This window comes from Agromyces terreus, assembly GCF_009749465.1.
In the GTDB taxonomy this organism is placed as follows: Bacteria; Actinomycetota; Actinomycetes; order Actinomycetales; family Microbacteriaceae; genus Agromyces; species Agromyces terreus.
Window position 1 is genome coordinate 31,602 of the sequence record NZ_WBIS01000011.1, and the last position, 21,405, is coordinate 53,006.

Consider the following 21,405-nt stretch of genomic DNA (forward strand, 5'->3'; position numbering starts at 1 on the left):
AACGGCTTCGTGATCCTTCCCGTTCCGTCGGGATCGGGATGCCGGGCGTCGCACGATGCGGGAGGCGCGAACCCGGGTCGCGCCTCCGCTCAGCCGAGCTCCGCGAGCCAGACCGAGGCCGCGGCGACCCACTTGGCGTAGTGGTCGGGATGCGCCGACTTCTGCACGGCCTGGGCCGCGGCATCCGCGGGCATCTCGGTCCACCCGTCGAGGTCGAGCAGGCCGGGCGCGCGGCCGACGTTCGGGCCGTCGGGACCGCCGAAGAACGCGCGCGTCGCGCGGACCGGATCGAGGACCTCCTCGGGCGTGCCCCAGCCCTGGCTCGGTCGCTGTTGGAACAGCCCCAGCGAGTCGCGGTCCCCGGAGTCGACGTTGCGCAGGCCCGACTCCTGCGCGGCCGCGACGAGCGCCGCGAGGATCCCGGCGTCGGAGACCCCGGCCTGCCGACCGATGTCGATGATGAGCTGGGCGTTGCCCCGCATCTCGTCCGTGAGCGTCGCGGGCCGGTCGGGTTCGGGCGCGGGGCCTTCCGGCACGGCGGGCGTCGCATCGAGGACCGGCGCCGCGGCGACGGGCCCGGGCGACGGCGACGGCGACGGCGCGATCGCCTCGCCGCCGGCCGGCGGCAGCACGATGGACTCGCCCGGGAAGATCAGGCTCGATCGGCCGAGCCCGTTGGCGCTCAGCACCTGCGCGACGTCGAGCCCGTATCGCTCGGCGATGCCGATGATCGTGTCGCCGGCCACGACCGTGTGCCGTGCGAGGTCGGGGGCCGGGGCCGGCTCCTCCGCGGCGGGCGCGGATCCGCCGGGCAGCGCCAGACGTTGGCCGGGGAAGATGAGGCTCGACCAGCCGAGCCCGTTCGCGGCGAGGACCTCCGCCGTCGCGAGCCCGTACCGTTCGGCGATGCCGCTGACGGTGTCGCCCTCGACCACGGTGATCTCGGCGGGGGCGGCGAGCGCCGCGACCGCGGCCCGCTGCTTGACGGCCGTCGAGTTCGCCTTGGCCTTCGCGAGACGTTTCGAGGGCTGCGGCGTCGCCTCGGCGGGCTGGACGATGCCGATGGCGACCGCGAGCGCGCCGACGACGGCGACCGGCAGCGTCAGCATCCGGCGGATGCCGCGTGGCCGGCGCCGGGGCCTGATCTGCGCCTCGGGGGCCGACGGCTTCGACGCCGACGGCGCCGACCCGGGTTCGCGCGATTCGGGTTCGCGCGCGTCGGAGTACCGGCGTGCATCGGCCCGGTTCGCCATACTTCCCCCATCGGCCGACCCCCATCGGCGTTGGCCACACGGTTTCACAGCCGATGGGGAGTGTCAACGTCCTCGGCGCGTGTCCCGGGAGCCGCCGGCGACGCGTGATCCGGGTGCTGCGCGGATCGTCCCGGCGGAGGTTCCGGCGGGGGCGCCCCGCTGGCTAGGCTTGGACGGTGACCGATGCGACCGCGCCAGATGCCAACGCCGCCGAATGGCTGACCGTCCCCGACCTCGTCGAGCTGTTCGATTCGACGCCGAGCAGGGTGCGGCGGCTCATCGACGACCGCCACCTGCTCGCGGCCAGAGTCGACGGCGTGCTCAAGGTTCCCGCGGTCTTCATCCGCGACGGCGCCCCGCTCACGGAGCTGCACGGCACCGTGATCGTGCTCGGCGACGGCGGGTTCAGCGACAGCGAGGCGCTCGAGTGGCTCCTGAACGAGGACGACAGCCTCGGCACGACGCCCATCGCCGCACTCCGCGCGGGCCGCAAGGCCGAGGTCCGGCGGGTCGCGCAGGCGCTCGCCTGAGCGAGGCCGCACGCGATCGCGCCCGGCGTGGCGACATCCGGTCGGATGCCGCGACGATCAGCTCGTGCGCCGGCTGACCGTCGTGGCGAGCGAACCGAGCTCGGCCTTCGCCACGTCGCTGAGGGGTGCGTCGACGAGTGCGGCACGCGCGTTCGCGACCTCGCGCTCGATGAGCCCTTCGATCTCGTCGACTGCGCCGCAGTCGAGGATCGTGCGCTGCAGCATCCGGATCTGCGCCTCGTCGAGGGCGGGGTCGCCGAGCAGTTCGTCGAGCAGGGCCCTCGCCCCTGAGGCCAGCCGTTCACGGGCGACGGCGATGAGCATCGTGCGCTTGCCCTCGCGGAGGTCGTCGCCGCTCGGCTTTCCGGTGACGTCGGCGTCGCCGAAGACGCCGAGGAGGTCGTCGCGCAACTGGTAGGCGATGCCGAGCGGCAGGCCGAACCCGCGCAGCGCGCTGAGCTGGGGCGCCGAGCCGCCGGCGATCAGCCCGCCGAGCGCGAGCGGGGCCTCGACGGAGTACTTCGCGGCCTTGAACGTGATCACCCGCTCGGCGATCTCGCGCTGCTCGTCGTCGCCGCGGCGGTGCCACGACTGCTCGGCGAGGATGTCGAGGTACTGCCCGGCGGTGACCTCGGTGCGCATCCGGTTGAACTCGGCCCTGGCCGCGCGCGCCGCGGCCCGATCGGTCAGGAGGGCGAGGCCCTCGTCGAGCAGCTCGTCGCTCCAGCCCAGCACGAGGTCGCCGAGGAGGATCGCCGCCGAGGTGCCGAACTCGTCGCTGCGACGCAGCCATCCGGCCTCGGCGTGCGTGCGCTCGAAGAGGCGGTGGGCCGACGGGGCGCCTCGACGGGTGTCGGAGCGGTCGATGATGTCGTCGTGGATGAGCGCGGCCGCGTGGAAGAGCTCGAGTGCAGCCGCGGCCGAGACGATCGGGGCGAGGTCGCGCGCGTCGCCGTCGGCGAACGGATCGAACCCGGTGCCGCTCGCGGCCTCCCAGCCCCAGTAGCAGAACAGAGCGCGGAATCGCTTGCCGCCGCTGAGAAACCGCCTTGAGAACTCGTCGAGCGGCTCCAGGTCGGTGCCGATCGAGCGGAGAATGGAGCTGCGCTCGTCGAGGAACGAGTCGATGCGCGTTTGAACCAGATCGACAAGTCGAGAACCGTGAGCCACCCGCCTAGCCTAGCGAGGCCGGGCAGCGCTAGAATGTCCCCGGATGCGTCGGTCCCGAGCCTGAGGGGAAAGAGATGCCGCTTTCAGAGCAGGAGCAACGTCTTCTCGAGGAGATGGAGCGGAACCTCTACCGCAACGATGCGGATTTCGTCCATGCGGTCGGAGGGGTACGCGGGCGTCGCCCGAACTACCGGGCGATCGTGCTCGGCGTGCTGCTCGCCGTCGCGGGCGCGGGCGCGCTCATCGCGGGGGTCGCGCTGCAGGCGCTCATCATCGGCGTCATCGGCTTCGCACTGATGTTCGCGGGGGTGCTGGTCGCGATCACGCCGTCGAAGCGCGGCGCCGCAACTCCGGCGCCGTCCGAGGGCGGCCCGGCGGCCAAGCCCAAGGGTCAACAGTCGGCCGGCTTCATGGACAAGCTCAACGACCGTTGGGACCGCCGCCAGGAACGCGGCGACTGAGCCCTCCACCATCCTCCACGCCTGAACGGGTCGATCTTCGGATCGGCCCGTTTCGTCGTTTCCGGGGACGGCTCGCACGACGCTGAGCCGATCCGCCGGGGCCCCGTCGGCAGGTTCGAGGGATGCCGCGCGCCTCGGAGTCCTCGCTCCTGCGCGTCCATCGGCCCCCGACACTCCGTGCGGCGACGATCCGCTCCACCTTCCTCCACCCGTGGGATCCCCGTGTTTCCGGGCATCCGTACGGAGAATTCCTCACGTGGGAGGCGTATGGCGTTGCTCGGTGGATGAGAGTGGAGTAAAGTGGGGCTACCTGGATCCTGGTCGGAGGAAAGGGGGTGGTGCGGTGTTCCTCGGGACCTACGAGCCGAAGCTCGACGAGAAGGGCCGCGTCATTCTTCCGGCCAAATTCCGGGAGGAGCTCTCCACCGGACTCGTGCTCACGCGCGGTCAGGAACGCTGCATCTACGTGTTCAGCGCCCGGGAGTTCGAGCAGATGAACGAGAAGATCCGCCAAGCCCCGGTGACGAGCAAGCAGGCGCGCGACTACATGCGCGTCTTCCTCTCGGGGGCGTCCGCGGAGACCCCCGACAAGCAGCACCGCATCACGGTCCCTGCCACGCTCCGCAGCTATGCGGGGCTCGATCGCGACCTCACGGTCATCGGTGCCGGCAGCCGGGTCGAGATCTGGGATGCCACGGCCTGGCAGACATACCTCGCCGAGCAGGAGGCGGCCTTCGCAGACACGGCGGAGGAGGTGATTCCCGGGCTCTTCTAGCCCGACGGATTGCGACGCCCAGCCGTACGCGCCTGCTGCACTTCCCCGCAACAGGACGAACGGATGGGGATCGGAATCCGTCGGACACGACCCGGAGACATCATGGACATCGAACGCATCCACACCCCGGTCATGCTCGAGCGAACGCTCGCGCTGCTCGAACCCGCGCTCGGCCGCGACGGCGCGGTGGCCGTCGACGCGACGCTCGGAATGGGCGGCCACACGGCCGCCATGCTCGAGCGGTTCCCGTCGCTCACCGTCATCGGCCTCGACCGCGACACCGATGCCCTGTCGATCGCCCGCGAACGGCTCGCCCGGTTCGGCGACCGTGCGCGCTTCGTGCACACCGTGTACGACGGCATCGCCGAGGCCGTCGCCGCCGAGGGGTTCGCCGAGGTCGACGCCGTGCTCTTCGACCTCGGCGTCTCGTCGCTGCAGCTCGATCGCGCCGAACGGGGTTTCGCGTACTCGAAGGACGCGCCGCTCGACATGCGCATGGACGGCACGGCCGGCCGCACCGCGGCCGACATCATCGCGACGTACAGCGAGGTGGAGCTGCGTCACATCTTCCAGGACTTCGGCGAGGAGAAACTCTCGGGCCGCTATGCGAAGGCCATCGTGCAGGCACGCGACGAGGGCCCGATCACCCGTTCCGCCGAGCTGGTCTCGATCATCACCGCGGCGACCCCGGTCGCCGTGCAGCGCCAGGGGCACCCCGCCAAGCGGGTGTTCCAGGCACTGCGCATCGAGGTCAATGAAGAGCTCTCCGTGCTGCAGCGGGCGATGCCCGCGGCGCTCGAGACGCTGAACCTCGGCGGTCGCATCGTCGTCCTGGCCTACCAGTCGCTCGAGGACCGCATCGTCAAGCGCGTGCTCCAGTCGGCCACGACGTCCTCGGCGCCCGCCGGCCTCCCGATGGAGCTGCCCGAGCACGCCCCGCGGTTCAAGCTGCTCGTGCGAGGCGCCGAACTGGCGAGCGAGGCCGAGCAGGCCGAGAACCCGCGGGCGAAGCCCGTGCGCCTCCGCGCGGCCGAACGGGTGAGGAGGGACTCATGACCGCACTCCCCGCGCACGGCGCCCCGAATCCGTCCAGGCGGCGCATCCGCGTCCCCGACGTCCTGCGACCCGTTCCCGACGGGGCCGCCCGGGCGAAGCCCCGGCTCGCCTACGCCGTCATCGCGATCAGCGGCGTCGTCTTCATCGCGCTCGCGCAGCTCTTGCTGTCCATCGCGGTGACGCAGGGCGCCTACGAGATCGACGCCTACGAGACGAGCCAGGCGAAGCTCTCGCGAGAGCAGCAGAAGCTCGCCGAAGACCTCGATCGCGTGGAGTCGCCGCAGTATCTGGCGAAGAACGCCGAGGCGCTCGGCATGGTCCCGAACACGAATCCCGTGTTCCTGCGTCTCAGCGACGGGGCCGTGCTCGGGCTCCCGGTGAGCGCGTCGGGCGACTCCGCGGCATCCGCGGCCCTGGTTCCGAATTCGCTGATCGACGGCGTGCCGCTCGTGACGGACGCGGCCGCAGGGGGCGAGACTGCACCCGCGGGCGGTTCGGGCGCCTCGGTCGGCGCGCCGGCCGCGGAGGTCGCGACCACCCCGCCGGTGGGGGGCTCGCTGCCGACGCCGACCACGCACTGACCCGTCGCACCGATCCACCCGCACCACCCGAAAGGCCGCAGATGAATCGCATCAGCACCCACCCGATGCGGAGGATCCTCGCCGCCGGCGTCATCCTGGTGGTGCTCGTCGGCGTCTTCGTGGTGCGGCTCGTCGACATCCAGATCGTGCGTGCCTCGGCGCTCAACGCGCAGGCCGAAGAGGTGCGCTCGACCGCGCCGATCCCGGTCTACGGCGCGAGGGGCGACATCCTCGACCGCAACGGCACGGTGCTCGCCGACAGCGTGATGCGCTACGACGTCGCCCTCTCGCCGAAGAACGCGAAGAAGGGGCCCGTCGCGCGCGAGGAGCCCGACCCCGCGGACCCGACCACGACGAAACGGGTCGAGGTGCCGCTCGAGCAGACCGCGGCCGAACTCGGCGAGGCCGTCGGCCTCACCGGCGACCAGGTGCTCGGCATCATCACCGCGGCGCTGGCCGAAGACCCCGACTCCGACTTCGCCTACGTCGCGAAGCTCGTCGACGTCGACACCTACGAGAAGGTGCGCGCGCTCGACATCCCGTGGGTGGTGCAGTACACGCACCCGAGCCGCAGCTACCCGAACGGGGCCGTCGCCGGAAACCTGCTCGGCTTCGTGGACCCCGACGGCGAGGCCGTCGCCGGACTCGAACTCGGCGAGGACGAGTGCCTCGCCGGGCAGGACGGGGAGGTGACCTTCATCCCGAGCCTCGAGGACTGGGTCGAGATCCCCGGCACCGAGGTCGTGCACAAGCAGGCGAGGAACGGCGGCACCGTGCAGCTCACGATCGACGCCGACCTCCAGTGGGAGGTGCAGCGCATCGCCGAGGAGCAGCGGCTCGCGGTCGGCGCGCAGTGGGCCACCGTCACCGTCATGGAGGCGAAGACCGGCAAGCTGCTCGCCGTGGCCGATGTTCCGACCGTCGATCCGAACGCACCGGCCGAGACCGACGCCGAGGACCGCGGTTCGCGCACCTTCACCGCGCCGTTCGAGCCCGGCTCGACGTTCAAGGCCGTCACCGCGGCATCCGTCGTCGACGCCGGCAAGGCGAACGCACTGAGCCGCATCACCGCCGGCTACCGCTACGAGCCGGGCGACGCGAACGTCAACGACAGCTTCTACCACGACGACACCCCGTACACGCTCACGGGCGTGATGATCGACTCGTCGAACACCGGCATGTCCATGTTCGGCGAGATGCTGAGCGACCAGCAGCGATACGAGTACATGCAGAAGTTCGGCTTCGGGCGCGAGAGCGAGGTCGGATTCCCGGCCGAGGCATCCGGAGACCTGCACGGCGACCCGGCCGAATGGGACGACCAGACGAAGTACGCGACCATGTTCGGCCAGGGCCTCACGACCACGGCCGTGCAGGTGGCCAGCGCCTACCAGACCATCGCGAACGGCGGCGTGCGCATGCCGGTGCAGCTCGTCGAGAGCTGCACCGACGCCGACGGCGAGGTCACGAAGACGAAGTCCGAGGGCACGCGGGTCATCAGCGAGAAGGCCGCGAGCGAGACCGGGCAGATGCTCGAGAACGTCTACACCAAGGGCTGGCTGGCCGACCAGTGGAACATCCCGGGCTACCGCGTCGCGGCGAAGACCGGCACCGCCCAGGTGGCCGACGGCAACGGCGGGTACCTCACCGGGTACCTCGTGTCGGTCTCGGGCTTCGCGCCCGCCGACGATCCCGAGTTCGTCGTTTCGGTCAGCTACATGGATGCCGTTAAGATGAATTCGTCCGCCGCATCCGCTCCCGTGTTCCAACAGGTCATGAGCCAGGTGCTGAAGAAGAATCGGACCATTCCATCCGGCGCTCCGGCGCCTGACCTGCCAGCAAACTGGTGAGAAAGTTGGGTTCGTGACCGGATCGCCTCCCACGGCCCTCCGGCCGCAGCATCCCGCGCCCCGGTCGCTTCGCAGTCTGGCCGAGCAGTTCGGGCTCGAGGTGCGGGGCGAACTCGCCGATCTCGAGGCCACGGGCGTCGTGCTCTCCTCGAACACGGTCCGGCCCGGCGACCTCTACGTCGGCGTGCCGGGGCGCAACGCCCACGGCGCGCAGTACACCGCCGCCGCTCGCGACGCAGGGGCCGTCGCGGTGCTGACGGATGCCGCGGGCGCCGAGATCGCCGCCGGCGCCGGCCTGCCGGTGCTCGTCGCCGACGATGCCCGTGCCACGCTCGGGCAGGTCGCCGCGTGGATCCACCGGACGGCCGAGAACCCGGCGACGATGTTCGCGGTGACGGGCACCAACGGCAAGACCAGCGTCGTGTACCTGCTCTACGGCATCCTCCGCCAGCTCGGCGTGACCGCCGGACTCACCTCCACGGCCGAGCGGCGCATCGGCGACGAGGCCGTCACGAGCTCGCTGACGACTCCCGAGGCGAGCGAGCTGCACGCCCTCCTCGCGCGCATGCGCGAGGTCGACGTGCGCGCCGTCGGCATCGAGGTCTCGGCGCAGGCGCTGTCGCGGCACCGGGTCGACGGCCTCGTGTTCGACGTCGCCGGATTCACGAACCTCACGCACGACCACCTCGACGACTATCCGTCGATGCAGGTCTACTACGAGGCCAAGCGCGACCTGTTCGAGCCCGAGCGGTCGCGGCGCGCGGTCGTCACGGTCGACTCCGAGTGGGGCGCCCGACTCGCCGCGGAGGCCGGCGTCCCGGTCACGACCCTGACGACGCGGCCCGAGATCGAGGCCGACTGGCGCATCACGGTGCTCGACGAGCAGCCCGCGCACACGGCGTTCCTGCTCGAGGGCCCGGGCGGGCGCCGGCTCGAGACCCGGGTGCCGCTGCTCGGCTGGTACATGGCCGCCAACGCCGCGCTCGCGATCGTCATGCTCGTCGACGCCGGGTACGCCCTCGAGGGCATCGCCGCAGCCCTCGAGCGCGACGGCGGCATCGACGCGTACATCCCCGGCCGTGCCGAGCGCATCTCGGGCGAACGCGGGCCGATCGTCTACATCGACTACGGGCACAGCCCCGACGCGTTCCTGCAGACCCTCGACGCCATCCGGCGCACGACGACGGGCCGGCTCATCATGGTGTTCGGCGCCGACGGCGACCGCGACACCACGAAGCGCGCCGACATGGGCGCCATCGCCGCGCGCGGCGCCGACGTCGTCGTCATCACCGACTTCCATCCCCGCTGGGAGGACCCGGCGGCCATCCGCACGGCCCTCATCGACGGCGCGCGCGCCGCGGTGCCCGACCGCGAGATCCACGAGATCGCCGACCCGCGCGCCGCGTTCCGTGCCGCGCTCGCCCTCGCGGGCGACGGCGACGCGATCCTCTACGCCGGCCCGGGCCACGAGGACTACCACGAAGTGAAAGGCGTCAAGATCCCGTATTCAGCCAGAGACGACGCGAGAAGCGCGCTCCGCGAGGCGGGGTGGCCCGCATGATCGCCCTGACCCTCCGTGAGATCGCCGACGCCGTCGGCGGCGCGCTCGTGCTGCGCGGCGCGGATGCCTCGCCCGACACGACGGTCGACGGCACCGTCACCACCGACTCGCGCGAGATCGCCCCGGGCGACGTGTTCTTCGCCAAGCGCGGCGAGTTCGACGACGGCCACCGCTTCGCACCCGCTGCCGCGCAGCAGGGCGCGGCGCTGCTCGTCGTCGAGCACGAACTCGACCTCGACGTGCCGCAGATCGTGGTCGACGACTCCGTGATCGCGCTCGGCGCGCTGGCGACCTCGGTCGTCGCGCGCGTGCGGGCGGCGGGCGACCTCAAGATCGTCGGCGTCACGGGCTCCAACGGCAAGACGACGACGAAGAACCTCCTGCGCGCCGTGCTCGAGCGCGTCGGCCCCACGGTCGCCGCACGCGCCTCGTACAACAACGAGGTCGGCGGCCCGATCACGATGCTCGCGCTCGAGGCCGACACGAAGTACCTGGTCGCCGAGATGGGCGCCTCCGGCGTCGGCGAGATCGCCCGCCTGGTGCGCATGGCACGGCCCGACATCGGCATCGTGCTGAAGGTGGGGCTCGCCCACGCCGGCGAGTTCGGCGGCATCGAACAGACCGTGCGCGCCAAGTCCGAGATGGTCACCGACCTCCTCCCGAGCGACGTCGCGGTGCTGAACGTCGACGATCCGCGGGTCGCGCCGATGGCCGCGCTCACGAAGGCCAGGGTGCTCACGTTCGGGCTCGGCGCGAACGCCGACGTGCGCGCGACCGATGTCGTCGTGCACGCCCGCGGCACCGAGTTCACGGTGCACGTCCCCGGCGGGGAATCCGCGTCGGTCCGCTTCGGCGTGCTCGGCGAGCACCACGTGATGAACGCGCTCGCGACCGTCGCGGCATCCGTCGAACTGGGCGTCGGGCTGTCCGACGTCGTCGCCGCGCTCGAGTCGGTGACCCTCGCCGAGCGCTGGCGCATGCAGGTCATGGGCGGTCGTGACGGCATCACGGTCATCAACGACGCGTACAACGCGAGCCCCGACTCGATGAGCGCGGCGTTGAAGACGCTCGCGCAGGTCAAGGCGCCCGGCACCCGCACCATCGCCGTCCTCGGCGAGATGAGCGAGTTGGGGGAGTTCTCGGGCGAGGAGCACGACCGCATCGGCCTGCTCGCCGTGCGGCTCGGCGTCTCGCAGCTCGTCGTCGTGGGGCAGGGCGCCAGACGCCTGCACATCACCGCGATCAACGAGGGCTCGTGGGACGGCGAGTCCGCGTTCGTCGAGACCTCCGACGAGGCGTACGAGCTCGTCGTCGCCTCCGCCCGGCCCGGAGACACCGTGCTGGTGAAATCGTCGAACGCGGCGGGCCTCCGCCACCTCGGCGACCGACTGGGAGAATGGTTCTCGTGAGAGCACTGCTGAGCGCCGGAGCCTTGTCGCTCGCCTTCACGCTGTTTCTGACCCCGTTGTTCATCCGGCTCTTCGTGCGGCTCGGGTGGGGTCAGTTCATCCGCGACGACGGGCCGCAGAGCCACCACGTCAAGCGCGGGACGCCCACGATGGGCGGCATCGTCTTCATCCTCGGCACCATCTTCGGCTACTTCGTCGCGACGCTGCTGCTGAGCAACGAACGGCCGACGGCGACGGGCCTCCTCGTGCTGTTCATGATGGTCGGCCTCGGCCTCGTCGGGTTCCTCGACGACTTCCTGAAGACGCGCAAGAAGCAGAGCCTCGGGCTCGGCGGATGGGCGAAGGTCGCGGGGCAGACCGCGGTCGCCGCCGCGTTCGCCCTGCTCGCGATCAACTTCCCGAACGCCGAGGGCGTCACGCCGGCCAGCACGAGCATCTCGTTCATCCGCGACCTGCCGCTCGACTTCATGGTGTTCGGCACGATCCTCGGCACGATCATCTACGTCATCTGGATCTGCCTGATCACCGCCGCGGCCTCGAACGGCGTCAACGTGACCGACGGCCTCGACGGCCTCGCCGGCGGTGCCTCGGTGCTCGCGATCGGCTCGTTCATCATCATCGGCTTCTGGCAGTTCAACCAGTCGAAGTTCAGCCCGAACCTCAACATGGCCGACGCCTACCGGGCGTACGACGTGCGGGATCCGCTCGACATCGCGATCGTCGCCTCGGCGATCGTCGGCGGCCTCATCGGGTTCCTGTGGTGGAACACGAATCCCGCGAAGATCTACATGGGCGACACGGGCTCCCTCGCCCTCGGCGGCGCCCTCGCGGCGCTCGCGATCGTGAGCCAGACGGAGCTCCTGCTCGTGCTCATCGGCGGCATCTTCGTCATCGAGACCGGCTCGGTGATCGTGCAGCGCGCGTACTTCAAGCTCACCGGCGGCAAACGCATCTTCCTCATGAGCCCGATCCACCACCACTTCGAGTTGAAGGGCTGGGCCGAGGTCACGATCGTCGTGCGGTTCTGGCTCATCGCCGGCATGTTCGTCGCCGCGGGCGTCGGCGCCTTCTACTTCGAGTGGCTCCAGCGATGAGCGGTGCGGATGCCTCGACCGGGCGTCTCGACGCGCTGACGAGCTGGCACGCCGACTGGAAAGGGCTCCGGGCCGTCGTCCTCGGCGCGGGGGTCACCGGATTCGCCGTCGCCGACACGCTCTCCGAGCTCGGCGCCGAGGTGCTGCTCGTCGCGGCGAAGGTCGACGACGATCGCGCGCGGATCCTCGACGTCATCGGAGTGCGCGTGCTGCGGCATCCGCTCGACGCCGTTCCCGACGAGGCGGTCGCGTTCGCCCCCGACGTCGTCGTCGTCTCGCCCGGATTCCACCCCGACCATGCCGTGCTCGCCTGGGCCGCCGACGCCGGGGTCGCAGTCTGGGGCGACATCGAGCTCGCCTGGCGCGTGCGCGACAAGGTGACCCCGGCCGAGTGGATCCTCGTCACCGGCACCAACGGCAAGACCACGACGACGCAGCTCGCCGCGACGCTCCTCGCGGCGAACGGACTGCGCGCCGCCCCCTGCGGCAACATCGGCGTGCCCGTGCTCGACGCGGTGCGCGACCCGAGCGGCTTCGACGTGCTCGTCGTCGAGCTCTCGAGCTATCAGCTGCACGCGCTGCCCACCGAGGGCCCCGGCGCGCTGCACCCGCTCGCGAGCGTGTGCCTCAACATCGCCGACGATCATCTCGACTGGCACGGCGGCGCCGAGGCGTACCGTGCGGCGAAGGGCAAGGTCTACGCGAACACGCGCGTGGCGTGCGTCTACAACCGCGCCGACGAGGCGACGCGCCGCATGGTCGAGGACGCCGACGTCGAGGCCGGCGCCCGTGCGATCGGCTTCGGCCTCGACGTGCCGGGGCCCAGCGACTTCGGCGTCGTCGAGGGCATCCTCTGCGACCGCGCGTTCCTCGAGGAGCGGCACTCGTCGGCGCTCGAGATCATCACGGTCGACGAGCTCGAGCCGCACGGTCTCGCGGTACCGCACATCGTCGCGAACATCCTGGCGGCGTCGGCCCTCGTGCGCGCCGCCGGCGTCCCGGTGGGCGTCGTCCACGACGCGCTCGGCGAGTTCCGGCTCGATCACCACCGCATCGAGACCGTCGAGCTCGCGGGCGGCATCCGCTGGGTCGACGACTCGAAGGCGACGAACCCGCATGCCGCCGAGGCGTCGCTGCGCGCGTATCCGAGCGTCGTGTGGGTGGTCGGCGGACTCCTCAAGGGGGTCGACGTCGACGCCCTCGTCGCGGCGCACGCGTCGCGCCTGCGTGCGGCGGTCGTGATCGGCGTCGACCGATCGGCCCTCCTCGCCGCGTTCGCCCGACACGCGCCCGACGTGCCGGTGTTCGAGGTCGACGACGCCGACACTGGAACGGTGATGTCTCGCGCGGTGGCCTTCGCCGAGTCGGCCGCCCGTGCCGGCGACACGGTGCTCCTGGCGCCCGCGGCCGCATCGATGGACCAGTTCGCCGACTACGCCGATCGCGGGCGGTCCTTCCAGCAGGCGGTCCGGGAGCGAGCAGGAGGTGGTGCCGATGGCGACCCCGCCGCGAACACCCCCGACGCCGGAGCCTGACCGCAGGGGCGTCGCCGCCCGCATCCGGATCGGTCGCGTGTTCCGCGTCGAGTCGAAGGACTACGTGCTCCTGTTGAGCACCACCGTGTTCCTCGTGCTCTTCGGGCTCGTCATGGTGCTCTCCTCGTCGACCGTCGAATCGCGCATCGAAGACGGCGACTTCTTCTTCCAGGCGGCGAGGCAGGGTATGTTCGCCGTGATCGGGCTTCCGCTCATGCTCATCGCGAGCCGGATGCCCGAGCGGTTCTGGATGCGCGTGGCCTGGCCGCTCCTCATCGCCTCGTGCGGACTGCAGATCCTGGTCGTCGCGACGCCCCTCGGCATCGAGGTGGGCGGCAACACGAACTGGCTCGCGCTCGGTCCGGTGCAGTTCCAGCCCTCGGAGCTCATCAAGGTCGCGCTCGTGCTCTGGCTCGGCTTCATCGTCACGAAGAAGCAGGCGTACCTGGGCGACTTCCGCCACGGCATCCTCCCGATCCTGCTCGTCGGCGGCGGAGCGATCGGGCTGGTGCTGCTCGGCGGCGACCTCGGCACCGTGATGATCATGGGCGCGATGCTGCTCGGCGCGCTGTTCCTCATCGGGGTTCGCTTCCGGCTGCTGCTGCCGCCGGTGCTGGCGAGCGCCGCGATCTTCGTGGTCGTCGCGGTCTCCAGCGACAACCGGATGCGCCGCATCAGCGCCTTCCTCCAGGAGAACTGCGCCGACGGCAGCAGCGACGACTGCTGGCAGATCCAGCACGGCCGGTTCGCCCTCGCCGGCGGCGGGATCTTCGGGGTCGGGCTCGGCAACTCGACGGCGAAGTGGTCGTGGCTGCCCGCGGCCGACAACGACTTCATCTTCGCGATCATCGGGGAAGAACTCGGCCTGATCGGGGCGATCGTGGTCATCGCCCTCTTCGTGCTGCTCGCGGTGGCGTTCGCGCGCGTGCTGCGCTCGGCGCAGACGCTGTTCGCGAAGACGGTCACGGCGTCCGTGATGGTGTGGGTGATCGGGCAGGCGTGTGTCAACATCGGAGTCGTGCTCGGTGTCTTCCCCGTCCTCGGCGTCCCACTTCCGCTCGTCTCCGCCGGAGGCACGGCGCTCGTGACGACGCTCTTCGCCATCGGCGTCGTGCTCTCCGTCGCCCGAGACCCCGAGGCGGGGGCGCGCGCCGCCGCCCGCGCCGCGGCACGCCTGGCTCCTCGCTCGGCCGCGGGTCGCACGCGATGACCGTGCACCTGCTGGCCGGCGGGGGAACGGCCGGCCACGTCAATCCGCTCCTCGCCGTCGCCGATCGCCTGCGCGAGCGCGATCCCGGCGCCGAAGTGCTCGTGCTCGGCACCGCCGAAGGGCTCGAGGCGCGCCTCGTCCCCTCGCGCGGCTACGAGCTGCTCACGATCGCGAAGGTGCCCTTCCCCCGGCGTCCGAACGGGGCCGCGGTGCGGTTCCCGAAGCGGTTCTGGGAGTCGGTGTCCGATGTCCGGGCGATCATCGCCGAGCGCGGCGTCGACGTCGTGGTCGGCTTCGGCGGCTACGTGTCGACGCCCGCGTACCTCGCCGCGCGCCGGCTGGGCGTGCCGATCGCGATCCACGAGGCCAACGCGAAACCCGGTCTCGCCAACCGACTCGGCTCCCGGTGGGCCGAGACCGTCGGCGTCGCGTTCGGCGGCACCCCGCTCCGGCACGCCGAGGTCGTCGGCATGCCGCTCCGGCGCGAGATCGCCGAGCTCGACCGCACCGCACGTCGCCGGGCCGCCGCGGAGTTCTTCGGCCTCGACCCCGACCGGCCCGTGCTCCTCGCGACGGGCGGTTCGCTCGGCGCGCGCCGGATCAACCGCACGATGGTCGATTCGGCCGAGACCGTCACCGGCGCCGGCTGGCAGGTGCTGCACATCACCGGTGCGAACTCCGAGGTGTCCGACCCCGACGTGCCCGACTACCGTCTGCTCGAGTACGCCGACCGCATGGACCTCGCCCTCTCGGTCGCGGACTTCGCGGTGTCCAGGGCGGGCGCGGCGACGGTCTGCGAGCTCACCGCGCTCGGCATCCCCTCGGTGCTCGTGCCCTACCCCGTCGGCAACGGCGAGCAGCGCTTCAACGCGGCCGAGGCCGTCGAGGCCGGCGGCGCGCTCCTCGTCGACGACGCCGCGTTCACGTCCGACTTCGTGCGCACGACCCTGCTGCCGCTGCTCGCCGCACCGCACCGGGTGGCCGACATGTCGGCCGCCGCGGCCTCGGTCGGACGCCGCGACGGAACCGAGCGCATGGTCGGCCTCGTCGACGCGGCCCTCGGCGCGGGTGCCGCCGGTGCCTCGCGCGGCGCGTAACGTGGAGACGACGGATGCCGCGGCATCCGGAGCCGTGATCCGTGGCATGCTCGATTGCCGCACCCGCACCCTGATCCCGAGGAAAGCACCGTCGTGACCATCAAGCCCGATCTGACCATCCCGATCCCCGCCAGCCTCGGCGCCGTGCACTTCGTGGGCATCGGCGGCTCCGGCATGAGCGGCATCGCGCGCCTCCTCATCGGCGAGGGGCACCGGGTGACCGGTTCCGACGTGCGCGACTCCGCGAACATCGCCGCGTTGCGCGAGCTCGGCGCCGAGATCGCGATCGGGCACGCGGCGGCGAACCTCGGCGACGACGTCGACACCGTCGTCGTGACCGGCGCGCTCTGGCAGGACAATCCCGAGTACCGGCTCGCGCTCGAGCGGGGCCTGCCCGTGCTGCACCGGTCGCACGCGCTGGCCGCACTGATCGGCGGTCGCCGGCTGGTCTCCGTCGCCGGCGCGCACGGCAAGACCACCTCGACCGGCATGATCGTGACGGGCCTGCGGGCCGTCGGCGCAGACCCGAGCTTCGTCAACGGCGGCGTCCTCGCCGACCTCGGGGTCAGCTCGGCCGCCGGCGCGGGCGAGCTCTTCGTCGTCGAGGCCGACGAGTCCGACGGCTCGTTCCTGCTGTACGACACCGCGGTGGCGCTCGTCACGAACGTCGACCCCGACCACCTCGACCATTACGGCTCGCGCGACGCGTTCGAGCAGGCCTTCGTCGATTTCGCCGACCGCGCGAGCGAGCTCGTCGTGATCTCGAGCGACGACGCCGGGGCGGTGCGGGTGACCGAGCGCCTCTCGCACGAGCGCGTGATCACGTTCGGCGAGGCATCCGATGCGACGGTGCGCCTGCACTCGGTCGTCACCGACGGCCCGGTCGCGTTCAGCGTCGCGTACGAGGGCGTCGACTACTCCGCCCGCCTGCGGGTGCCCGGCCACCACAACGCGGTCAACGCGGCGGGCGCCTTCGCGGTGCTCGTGGGCATGGGCTTCGACCCCGCGTCCGCGCTGGCCGGCATCGAGGGCTTCTCGGGCACGGGCCGCCGGTTCGAGCTGCACGGCACCGTCGGCGGGGTGAGCGTCTTCGACGACTACGCGCACCATCCGACCGAGGTCGCCGCGGCGCTCGCGGCGGCGCGCACCGTCGTGGGCGACGGCCGCATCATCGCCGTGCACCAGCCGCACACGTACAGCCGCACGCAGGCGTTCGCGCGGGAGTTCGCCGAGGTGCTCGAGCGGTACGCCGACGAGACGGTCGTGCTCGACGTGTACGGGGCCCGCGAAGATCCGGTGCCGGGTGTGACCGGCGCGCTCGTGAGCGAGCGGTTCGCGGATGCCTCGCACGTCGCGTTCCTCGCCGACTGGCAGGAGGCGGCCGACCACACGGCGCGCATCGCGCAGGCTGGCGACTACGTCATCACCCTCGGTTGCGGCGACGTGTACCGCATCGTTCCGCAGCTCCTCGGCTCCCTCGAGCGGGAACGAGGATGAGGGTGCACGCCGCGTGAAGCGGCCGCAGGGATTCGAACGGCCGGCGCAGGCGCGCCCGGCCGCGAAGCCGCGCGCGGACACCCCGAGGCCGCAGGCGCGCGCGTCCGGGGCGTCCCGTCAGGGCGAGCAGGCGCGCCGCACGGCCGCGTCGGGGGGCATGGGCGGCTCCGCCGACGGGGTCGCGCACCGCCCCGGCCCGGGCGCTGCCGACGCGGCGCACACCGAGCCGATCGAGGTTGGCCCTTCGCCCGAGTCCCGTCCGGCCTGGTCGGCGTCGGCCGATCAGCTCGGCGAACCCGCCCCCGCCCGGGGCACGACGGCGCGCGGTCGATGGTCTACCCGTCGCGCGATCGCGGCGGCGGCGCGTGAGCGGAGGCGTTACGAGCGCGCCGAGGTTCGCCGGTTCACCGTGCGCTCCAGACGCCGCCGTCTGGCGTGGGGCGTCTCGCTCGGCACACTGGGGCTCCTCGTCGCCGCGGTCGTGGTCGGGGCGTACTCGCCGATCATGGCCCTGCGCGACGTGCGGGTCGAGGGCGCGTCGAGGGTCTCGGCCGACGGCGTCACGAGTGCGTTCGAGCCGATGCTCGGCACCCCCCTCACCCTGATCGATCGGGGCGAGGTGCAGGCCGCGCTGTCGCAGTTCCCGCTCATCGAGACCTACCAGATCGAGGCGATTCCCCCCGGCACCCTCGTCGTGCGACTCGTCGAGCGCACGCCAGTGGGGGTGATCGAGACCGACGACGGGCTCGAGCTCGTCGATGCCGCCGGGGTCGTGATCGAGCGGCCGGAGGCCCGGCCCGACGGACAGCCGCTGATCGAGGTCGACGGGGGAGTCGCGAGCGAGGGATTCCGGGCGGTCGCGGCGGTCGTGCGCAGCCTCCCGGCCGAGGTCCGGTCGCTCGTGACGGGCGCGAGCGCCGAGACGGCCGACGACGTGGTGCTCGAACTCGGCGATGCACGCGTCGTGTGGGGGAGCGCCGAGGACTCGGCGCTCAAGGCTGCGGTGCTGGCCGGTCTCATGCGGGCCGCGCCGCCCGACACCGTCGAGCTCTACGACGTGTCGTCGCCGAAGAGCGCCGTCACGCGGTGACCGCGATAGCGACGGGTGCTCCGTCGAGCCTGTTCGGGGCTGCGGATCCGCTCCGTTCGCGACACGCCCGCGTGCCTTGCCGCGCCTCGCGCCGTGGCCGCCTACCTTCGAGAACAGGAATTGCATACTCGGCAAGACTTTAACCCTCGACTTGAGGTTCAGAGTTCAGAGTTCGCACGAAGGGCCGGAGATGTCGACTAACCAGAACTACCTCGCCGTCATCAAGGTCGTCGGTATCGGCGGCGGCGGCGTCAACGCCGTCAACCGCATGATCGAACTCGGCCTCAGGGGCGTCGAGTTCATCGCGATCAACACCGACGCCCAGGCATTGCTCATGAGCGACGCCGACGTCAAGCTCGACGTCGGCCGCGACCTCACCCGGGGCCTCGGCGCCGGAGCCGACCCCGAGGTCGGCCGCCGCGCCGCGGAAGACCACGCCGAAGAGATCGAGGAGGCGCTCGCGGGCGCCGACATGGTCTTCGTCACGGCCGGCGAGGGCGGCGGCACCGGCACCGGCGGCGCGCCCGTCGTGGCCCGCATCGCGAAGTCCATCGGCGCTCTCACCATCGGTGTCGTGACCAAGCCGTTCGGCTTCGAGGGCAAGCGCCGCCAGACGCAGGCCGAACAGGGCGTCGCACGCCTGAAGGAAGAGGTCGACACCCTCATCGTGGTGCCGAACGACCGCCTGCTCGAGATCAGCGACCGCGGCATCTCCATGCTCGAGGCGTTCGCCACGGCCGACCAGGTGCTCCTCGCCGGTGTGCAGGGCATCACCGACCTCATCACCACGCCCGGCCTCATCAACCTCGACTTCGCCGACGTCAAGTCGGTCATGCAGGGGGCCGGTTCGGCCCTCATGGGCATCGGCTCCTCCCGGGGGGCCGATCGAGCCATCAAGGCCGCGGAGCTCGCGGTCGCGAGCCCGTTGCTCGAGGCCTCCATCGACGGCGCCCACGGCGTCCTCCTCTCGATCCAGGGCGGGTCGAACCTCGGAATCTTCGAGATCAACGACGCCGCCCGTCTCGTGCAGGAGGCCGTGCACCCCGAGGCGAACATCATCTTCGGAGCCGTGATCGACGACACGCTGGGCGACGAGGTGCGGGTCACGGTCATCGCCGCGGGATTCGACGGCGGCGAGCCGAACGCGAAGCCGGTCGAGGCCAGACGCGAACAGCTCGTTCCCGCCGCCGTCGGCGCCGGCATCGGCGGAGCGGCGGCGTCCGGTGCGGACTCGGCCGACGTCATCGGCGAGATCGACATCGACGAGCTCGTCGAGACGGCGAACTGGGGCGGGGCCGAGACGCAGACCGCCGACCAGATCGTCGGCGACCCCGCGTTCGAGCCGTCAGACGACGACCTCGACATCCCCGACTTCCTGAAGTGAGCGACCAGCCCTCCGCGGGGGTCGACGTCCTGCGCGAGCGGCTCCTGGCCGTGCAGGATCGCGTCGGCGAGGCAGCGCGCCTCGCCGAACGCGACCCCGCCGGCATCCGTACGATCGTGGTCACCAAGTTCCATCCGGCCTCGCTCGTGCGCGACCTCGCCGCGCTCGGCGTGGCCGACGTCGGCGAGAACCGCCATCAGGAAGCGCAGGCCAAGGCGGCCGAGCTCACCGACCTCGATCTGCGATGGCACTTCATCGGCCAGCTGCAGAGCAAGAAGGCCCGCCAGGTGAGGGCGTACGCGGATGCGATCCACTCGATCGACCGCGACGCGCTCGTCGATGCGCTGCGGTCCGACGAACGCTCGACCGACTGCTTCGTGCAGGTCAACCTCACCGATGATCCGGGCCGTGGCGGCGTCGCGCCCGCCGAGCTCGCCTCGCTCGTGGACCGCGTGCTGGAGACCCCCGGCCTCGCGCTCAGGGGGCTCATGGCGGTCGCTCCGCTCGACGAGCCGGCCCGTGCGGCGTTCGCGAGGGTGCGCGAGCTCAGCGAGCGCGTCGTGCTGCCGGCCGCACCCGACGCCGCGTCGCTCTCGATGGGCATGAGCCACGACCTCGAGGACGCCGTGGCCGAGGGCGCGACACACCTACGCATCGGCACCGCAATCACCGGCAATCGTCCGGTCGCCGGTTAGCCTCGAAGAGACGGAACCTAGACGGAGGCAGCGATGTCCAACCCGCTCAAGAAGACCATGGTCTACCTCGGCCTCGCGGACGAGGAGTTCGAGACCGAGCAACGAGAAGCGTCGGCGCCCGCGCCGGCATCGCCGGTCGTGCACGCCGCGCCGGCACCGAAGACGGGGGCGGCCGTCACGCCGCTCCGGAAGCATCCTGTACAACCGAGCACCCCGCAGGCGGAGATGAACGAGATCCTCACCGTGCACCCGCGTCAGTACCGCGACGCGCAGGTCATCGCCGAGTCCTTCCGTGAGGGAGTCCCGGTCATCATCAACCTGTCGCAGATGTCGGATGCCGACGCGCGGCGCCTCATCGACTTCGCCAGCGGGCTCTCCCAGGGCCTCAACGGCAAGATCGAGCGCGTCACGAGCAAGGTGTTCCTGCTTTCGCCGTCGCACGTCGTGGTCTCCGGCGAGGCCGGCGAGACCGAGGGCGACGTCGACGCGTCGTTCTTCACGCACGCGTAAAGGGCGTGGGTGCGCTGTCCGTCGTCTGGGGCATTCTCTACACACTGCTCGTCATCTACTTCTTCGTGATGTGGGCGCGCTTCGTGCTCGACCTCATCCGGACGTTCAATCGATCCTGGCGGCCCCAAGGGGGCTGGCTGGTGGTCGTCGAGGTGGTCTACTCGGCGACCGATCCGCTCGTGCGGTTCTTCCGGCGGTTGATCCCGCCGATCCGCATCGGGCAGGTCGCGCTGGATCTGGGCTGGTCTCTGGCCATGCTCGTCGTGATCATGGCGATGACCGTCGTATCGTGGCTCGCAGCGGTCGCCTGACGATCTCCTGCGAACACGAGGCGCTGCATGACCCCGGCACTGGGGGAACCGGGTGGACTTTGCTACCGTTTAGCAGAACGCAACGAACAGTTCGAAGATGTGAGGGTGAGAAGCCATGGCGCTAACTCCGGAAGATGTGGTCAACAAGCGCTTCCAGGCGACGAAGTTCCGCGAGGGGTACGACCAGGATGAGGTCGACGACTTCCTCGACGAGGTCGTCGTCGAGCTTCGTCGACTGAATCAGGAGAACGAGGAGCTGCGCCAGCGCGTGTCGGCCGCCGAGGCGCGCGCCGCCGAGGCCGCCAAGTCCGCCGCCGCCGCTCCCGCCGCCGCCGCGCC

21 protein-coding genes are annotated in these 21,405 nt (G+C 71.3%); 19 read left to right on the forward strand and 2 right to left on the reverse strand.

Annotation, left to right across the window (positions count from 1 at the left end; translation table 11 throughout):
* Positions 1-89: 89 nt before the first annotated feature.
* Positions 90-1,109: a LysM peptidoglycan-binding domain-containing protein gene (locus GQQ92_RS14830; protein WP_157000077.1), complete on the reverse strand. Its 1,020-nt coding sequence runs from the start codon at positions 1,107-1,109 to the stop codon at positions 90-92.
* A 320-nt stretch (positions 1,110-1,429) separates the two neighbouring features.
* On the opposite strand from GQQ92_RS14830, the gene GQQ92_RS14835 reads away from it, so the two are divergent.
* The gene (locus GQQ92_RS14835) at positions 1,430-1,783 is read left to right on the forward strand and encodes an Rv2175c family DNA-binding protein (protein WP_157000078.1); all 354 of its coding nucleotides are present in this window, start codon (positions 1,430-1,432) and stop codon (positions 1,781-1,783) included.
* Between the two features lie 57 nt (positions 1,784-1,840).
* Here GQQ92_RS14835 and GQQ92_RS14840 read toward each other — a convergent pair whose 3' ends face one another.
* Complete coding sequence (locus tag GQQ92_RS14840) at positions 1,841-2,953, reverse strand: polyprenyl synthetase family protein (protein ID WP_157000079.1); 1,113 nt, start codon at positions 2,951-2,953, stop codon at positions 1,841-1,843.
* 74 nt (positions 2,954-3,027) lie between these two features.
* Here GQQ92_RS14840 and GQQ92_RS14845 point away from each other — a divergent pair, with 74 nt between their 5' ends.
* The 18 genes from GQQ92_RS14845 to GQQ92_RS14930 all read left to right on the forward strand — a co-directional run.
* Positions 3,028-3,414, forward strand: coding sequence for a DUF3040 domain-containing protein (locus GQQ92_RS14845; RefSeq protein WP_157000080.1), 387 nt, complete (start codon positions 3,028-3,030; stop codon positions 3,412-3,414).
* Positions 3,415-3,757: 343 nt separating this feature from the next.
* Positions 3,758-4,189 carry a division/cell wall cluster transcriptional repressor MraZ gene (gene mraZ, locus GQQ92_RS14850; RefSeq protein ID WP_157000081.1) on the forward strand — a complete coding sequence of 144 codons (432 nt, stop codon included), beginning with the start codon at positions 3,758-3,760 and terminating at the stop codon, positions 4,187-4,189.
* A gap of 102 nt (positions 4,190-4,291) precedes the next feature.
* A complete protein-coding gene (gene rsmH, locus GQQ92_RS14855) occupies positions 4,292-5,245 on the forward strand; it encodes a 16S rRNA (cytosine(1402)-N(4))-methyltransferase RsmH (RefSeq protein ID WP_157000082.1) in 954 nt (317 codons plus the stop codon).
* On the forward strand, positions 5,242-5,826 hold the full coding sequence (locus GQQ92_RS14860; RefSeq protein WP_157000083.1) for a hypothetical protein: 585 nt from the start codon (positions 5,242-5,244) through the stop codon (positions 5,824-5,826). Before rsmH ends, GQQ92_RS14860 begins: the two co-directional genes overlap by 4 nt.
* A gap of 41 nt (positions 5,827-5,867) precedes the next feature.
* Positions 5,868-7,673 carry a peptidoglycan D,D-transpeptidase FtsI family protein gene (locus GQQ92_RS14865; RefSeq protein WP_157000084.1) on the forward strand — a complete coding sequence of 602 codons (1,806 nt, stop codon included), beginning with the start codon at positions 5,868-5,870 and terminating at the stop codon, positions 7,671-7,673.
* A gap of 13 nt (positions 7,674-7,686) precedes the next feature.
* Positions 7,687-9,234, forward strand: coding sequence for a Mur ligase family protein (locus tag GQQ92_RS14870; protein ID WP_157000085.1), 1,548 nt, complete (start codon positions 7,687-7,689; stop codon positions 9,232-9,234).
* Positions 9,231-10,643 (forward strand): UDP-N-acetylmuramoyl-tripeptide--D-alanyl-D-alanine ligase, encoded by a 1,413-nt coding sequence (locus tag GQQ92_RS14875; protein ID WP_157000086.1) that lies wholly within the window; start codon positions 9,231-9,233, stop codon positions 10,641-10,643. The genes GQQ92_RS14870 and GQQ92_RS14875 overlap by 4 nt, the downstream gene beginning before the upstream one ends.
* Positions 10,640-11,737: a phospho-N-acetylmuramoyl-pentapeptide-transferase gene (mraY, locus tag GQQ92_RS14880; protein ID WP_157000087.1), complete on the forward strand. Its 1,098-nt coding sequence runs from the start codon at positions 10,640-10,642 to the stop codon at positions 11,735-11,737. Before GQQ92_RS14875 ends, mraY begins: the two co-directional genes overlap by 4 nt.
* On the forward strand, positions 11,734-13,272 hold the full coding sequence (murD, locus tag GQQ92_RS14885; RefSeq protein WP_157000100.1) for a UDP-N-acetylmuramoyl-L-alanine--D-glutamate ligase: 1,539 nt from the start codon (positions 11,734-11,736) through the stop codon (positions 13,270-13,272). Before mraY ends, murD begins: the two co-directional genes overlap by 4 nt.
* A gap of 37 nt (positions 13,273-13,309) precedes the next feature.
* On the forward strand, positions 13,310-14,482 hold the full coding sequence (ftsW, locus tag GQQ92_RS14890) for a putative lipid II flippase FtsW (protein ID WP_232057726.1): 1,173 nt from the start codon (positions 13,310-13,312) through the stop codon (positions 14,480-14,482).
* On the forward strand, positions 14,479-15,579 hold the full coding sequence (murG, locus tag GQQ92_RS14895; RefSeq protein ID WP_157000089.1) for an undecaprenyldiphospho-muramoylpentapeptide beta-N-acetylglucosaminyltransferase: 1,101 nt from the start codon (positions 14,479-14,481) through the stop codon (positions 15,577-15,579). Before ftsW ends, murG begins: the two co-directional genes overlap by 4 nt.
* Before the next feature lie 93 nt (positions 15,580-15,672).
* Complete coding sequence (murC, locus tag GQQ92_RS14900; protein WP_157000090.1) at positions 15,673-17,076, forward strand: UDP-N-acetylmuramate--L-alanine ligase; 1,404 nt, start codon at positions 15,673-15,675, stop codon at positions 17,074-17,076.
* A gap of 13 nt (positions 17,077-17,089) precedes the next feature.
* Complete coding sequence (locus GQQ92_RS14905; protein WP_232057727.1) at positions 17,090-18,166, forward strand: FtsQ-type POTRA domain-containing protein; 1,077 nt, start codon at positions 17,090-17,092, stop codon at positions 18,164-18,166.
* Between the two features lie 190 nt (positions 18,167-18,356).
* On the forward strand, positions 18,357-19,550 hold the full coding sequence (ftsZ, locus tag GQQ92_RS14910) for a cell division protein FtsZ (RefSeq protein ID WP_157000091.1): 1,194 nt from the start codon (positions 18,357-18,359) through the stop codon (positions 19,548-19,550).
* Positions 19,547-20,245: a YggS family pyridoxal phosphate-dependent enzyme gene (locus GQQ92_RS14915; protein ID WP_232057728.1), complete on the forward strand. Its 699-nt coding sequence runs from the start codon at positions 19,547-19,549 to the stop codon at positions 20,243-20,245. The genes ftsZ and GQQ92_RS14915 overlap by 4 nt, the downstream gene beginning before the upstream one ends.
* A 33-nt stretch (positions 20,246-20,278) precedes the next feature.
* Complete coding sequence (locus GQQ92_RS14920; protein ID WP_157000092.1) at positions 20,279-20,755, forward strand: cell division protein SepF; 477 nt, start codon at positions 20,279-20,281, stop codon at positions 20,753-20,755.
* Positions 20,756-20,760: 5 nt separating this feature from the next.
* On the forward strand, positions 20,761-21,066 hold the full coding sequence (locus GQQ92_RS14925) for a YggT family protein (RefSeq protein WP_157000093.1): 306 nt from the start codon (positions 20,761-20,763) through the stop codon (positions 21,064-21,066).
* Positions 21,067-21,181: 115 nt separating this feature from the next.
* Positions 21,182-21,405, forward strand: a 224-nt coding sequence (locus GQQ92_RS14930) for a DivIVA domain-containing protein (RefSeq protein WP_157000094.1), incomplete at its 3' end; no start/stop codon positions are given.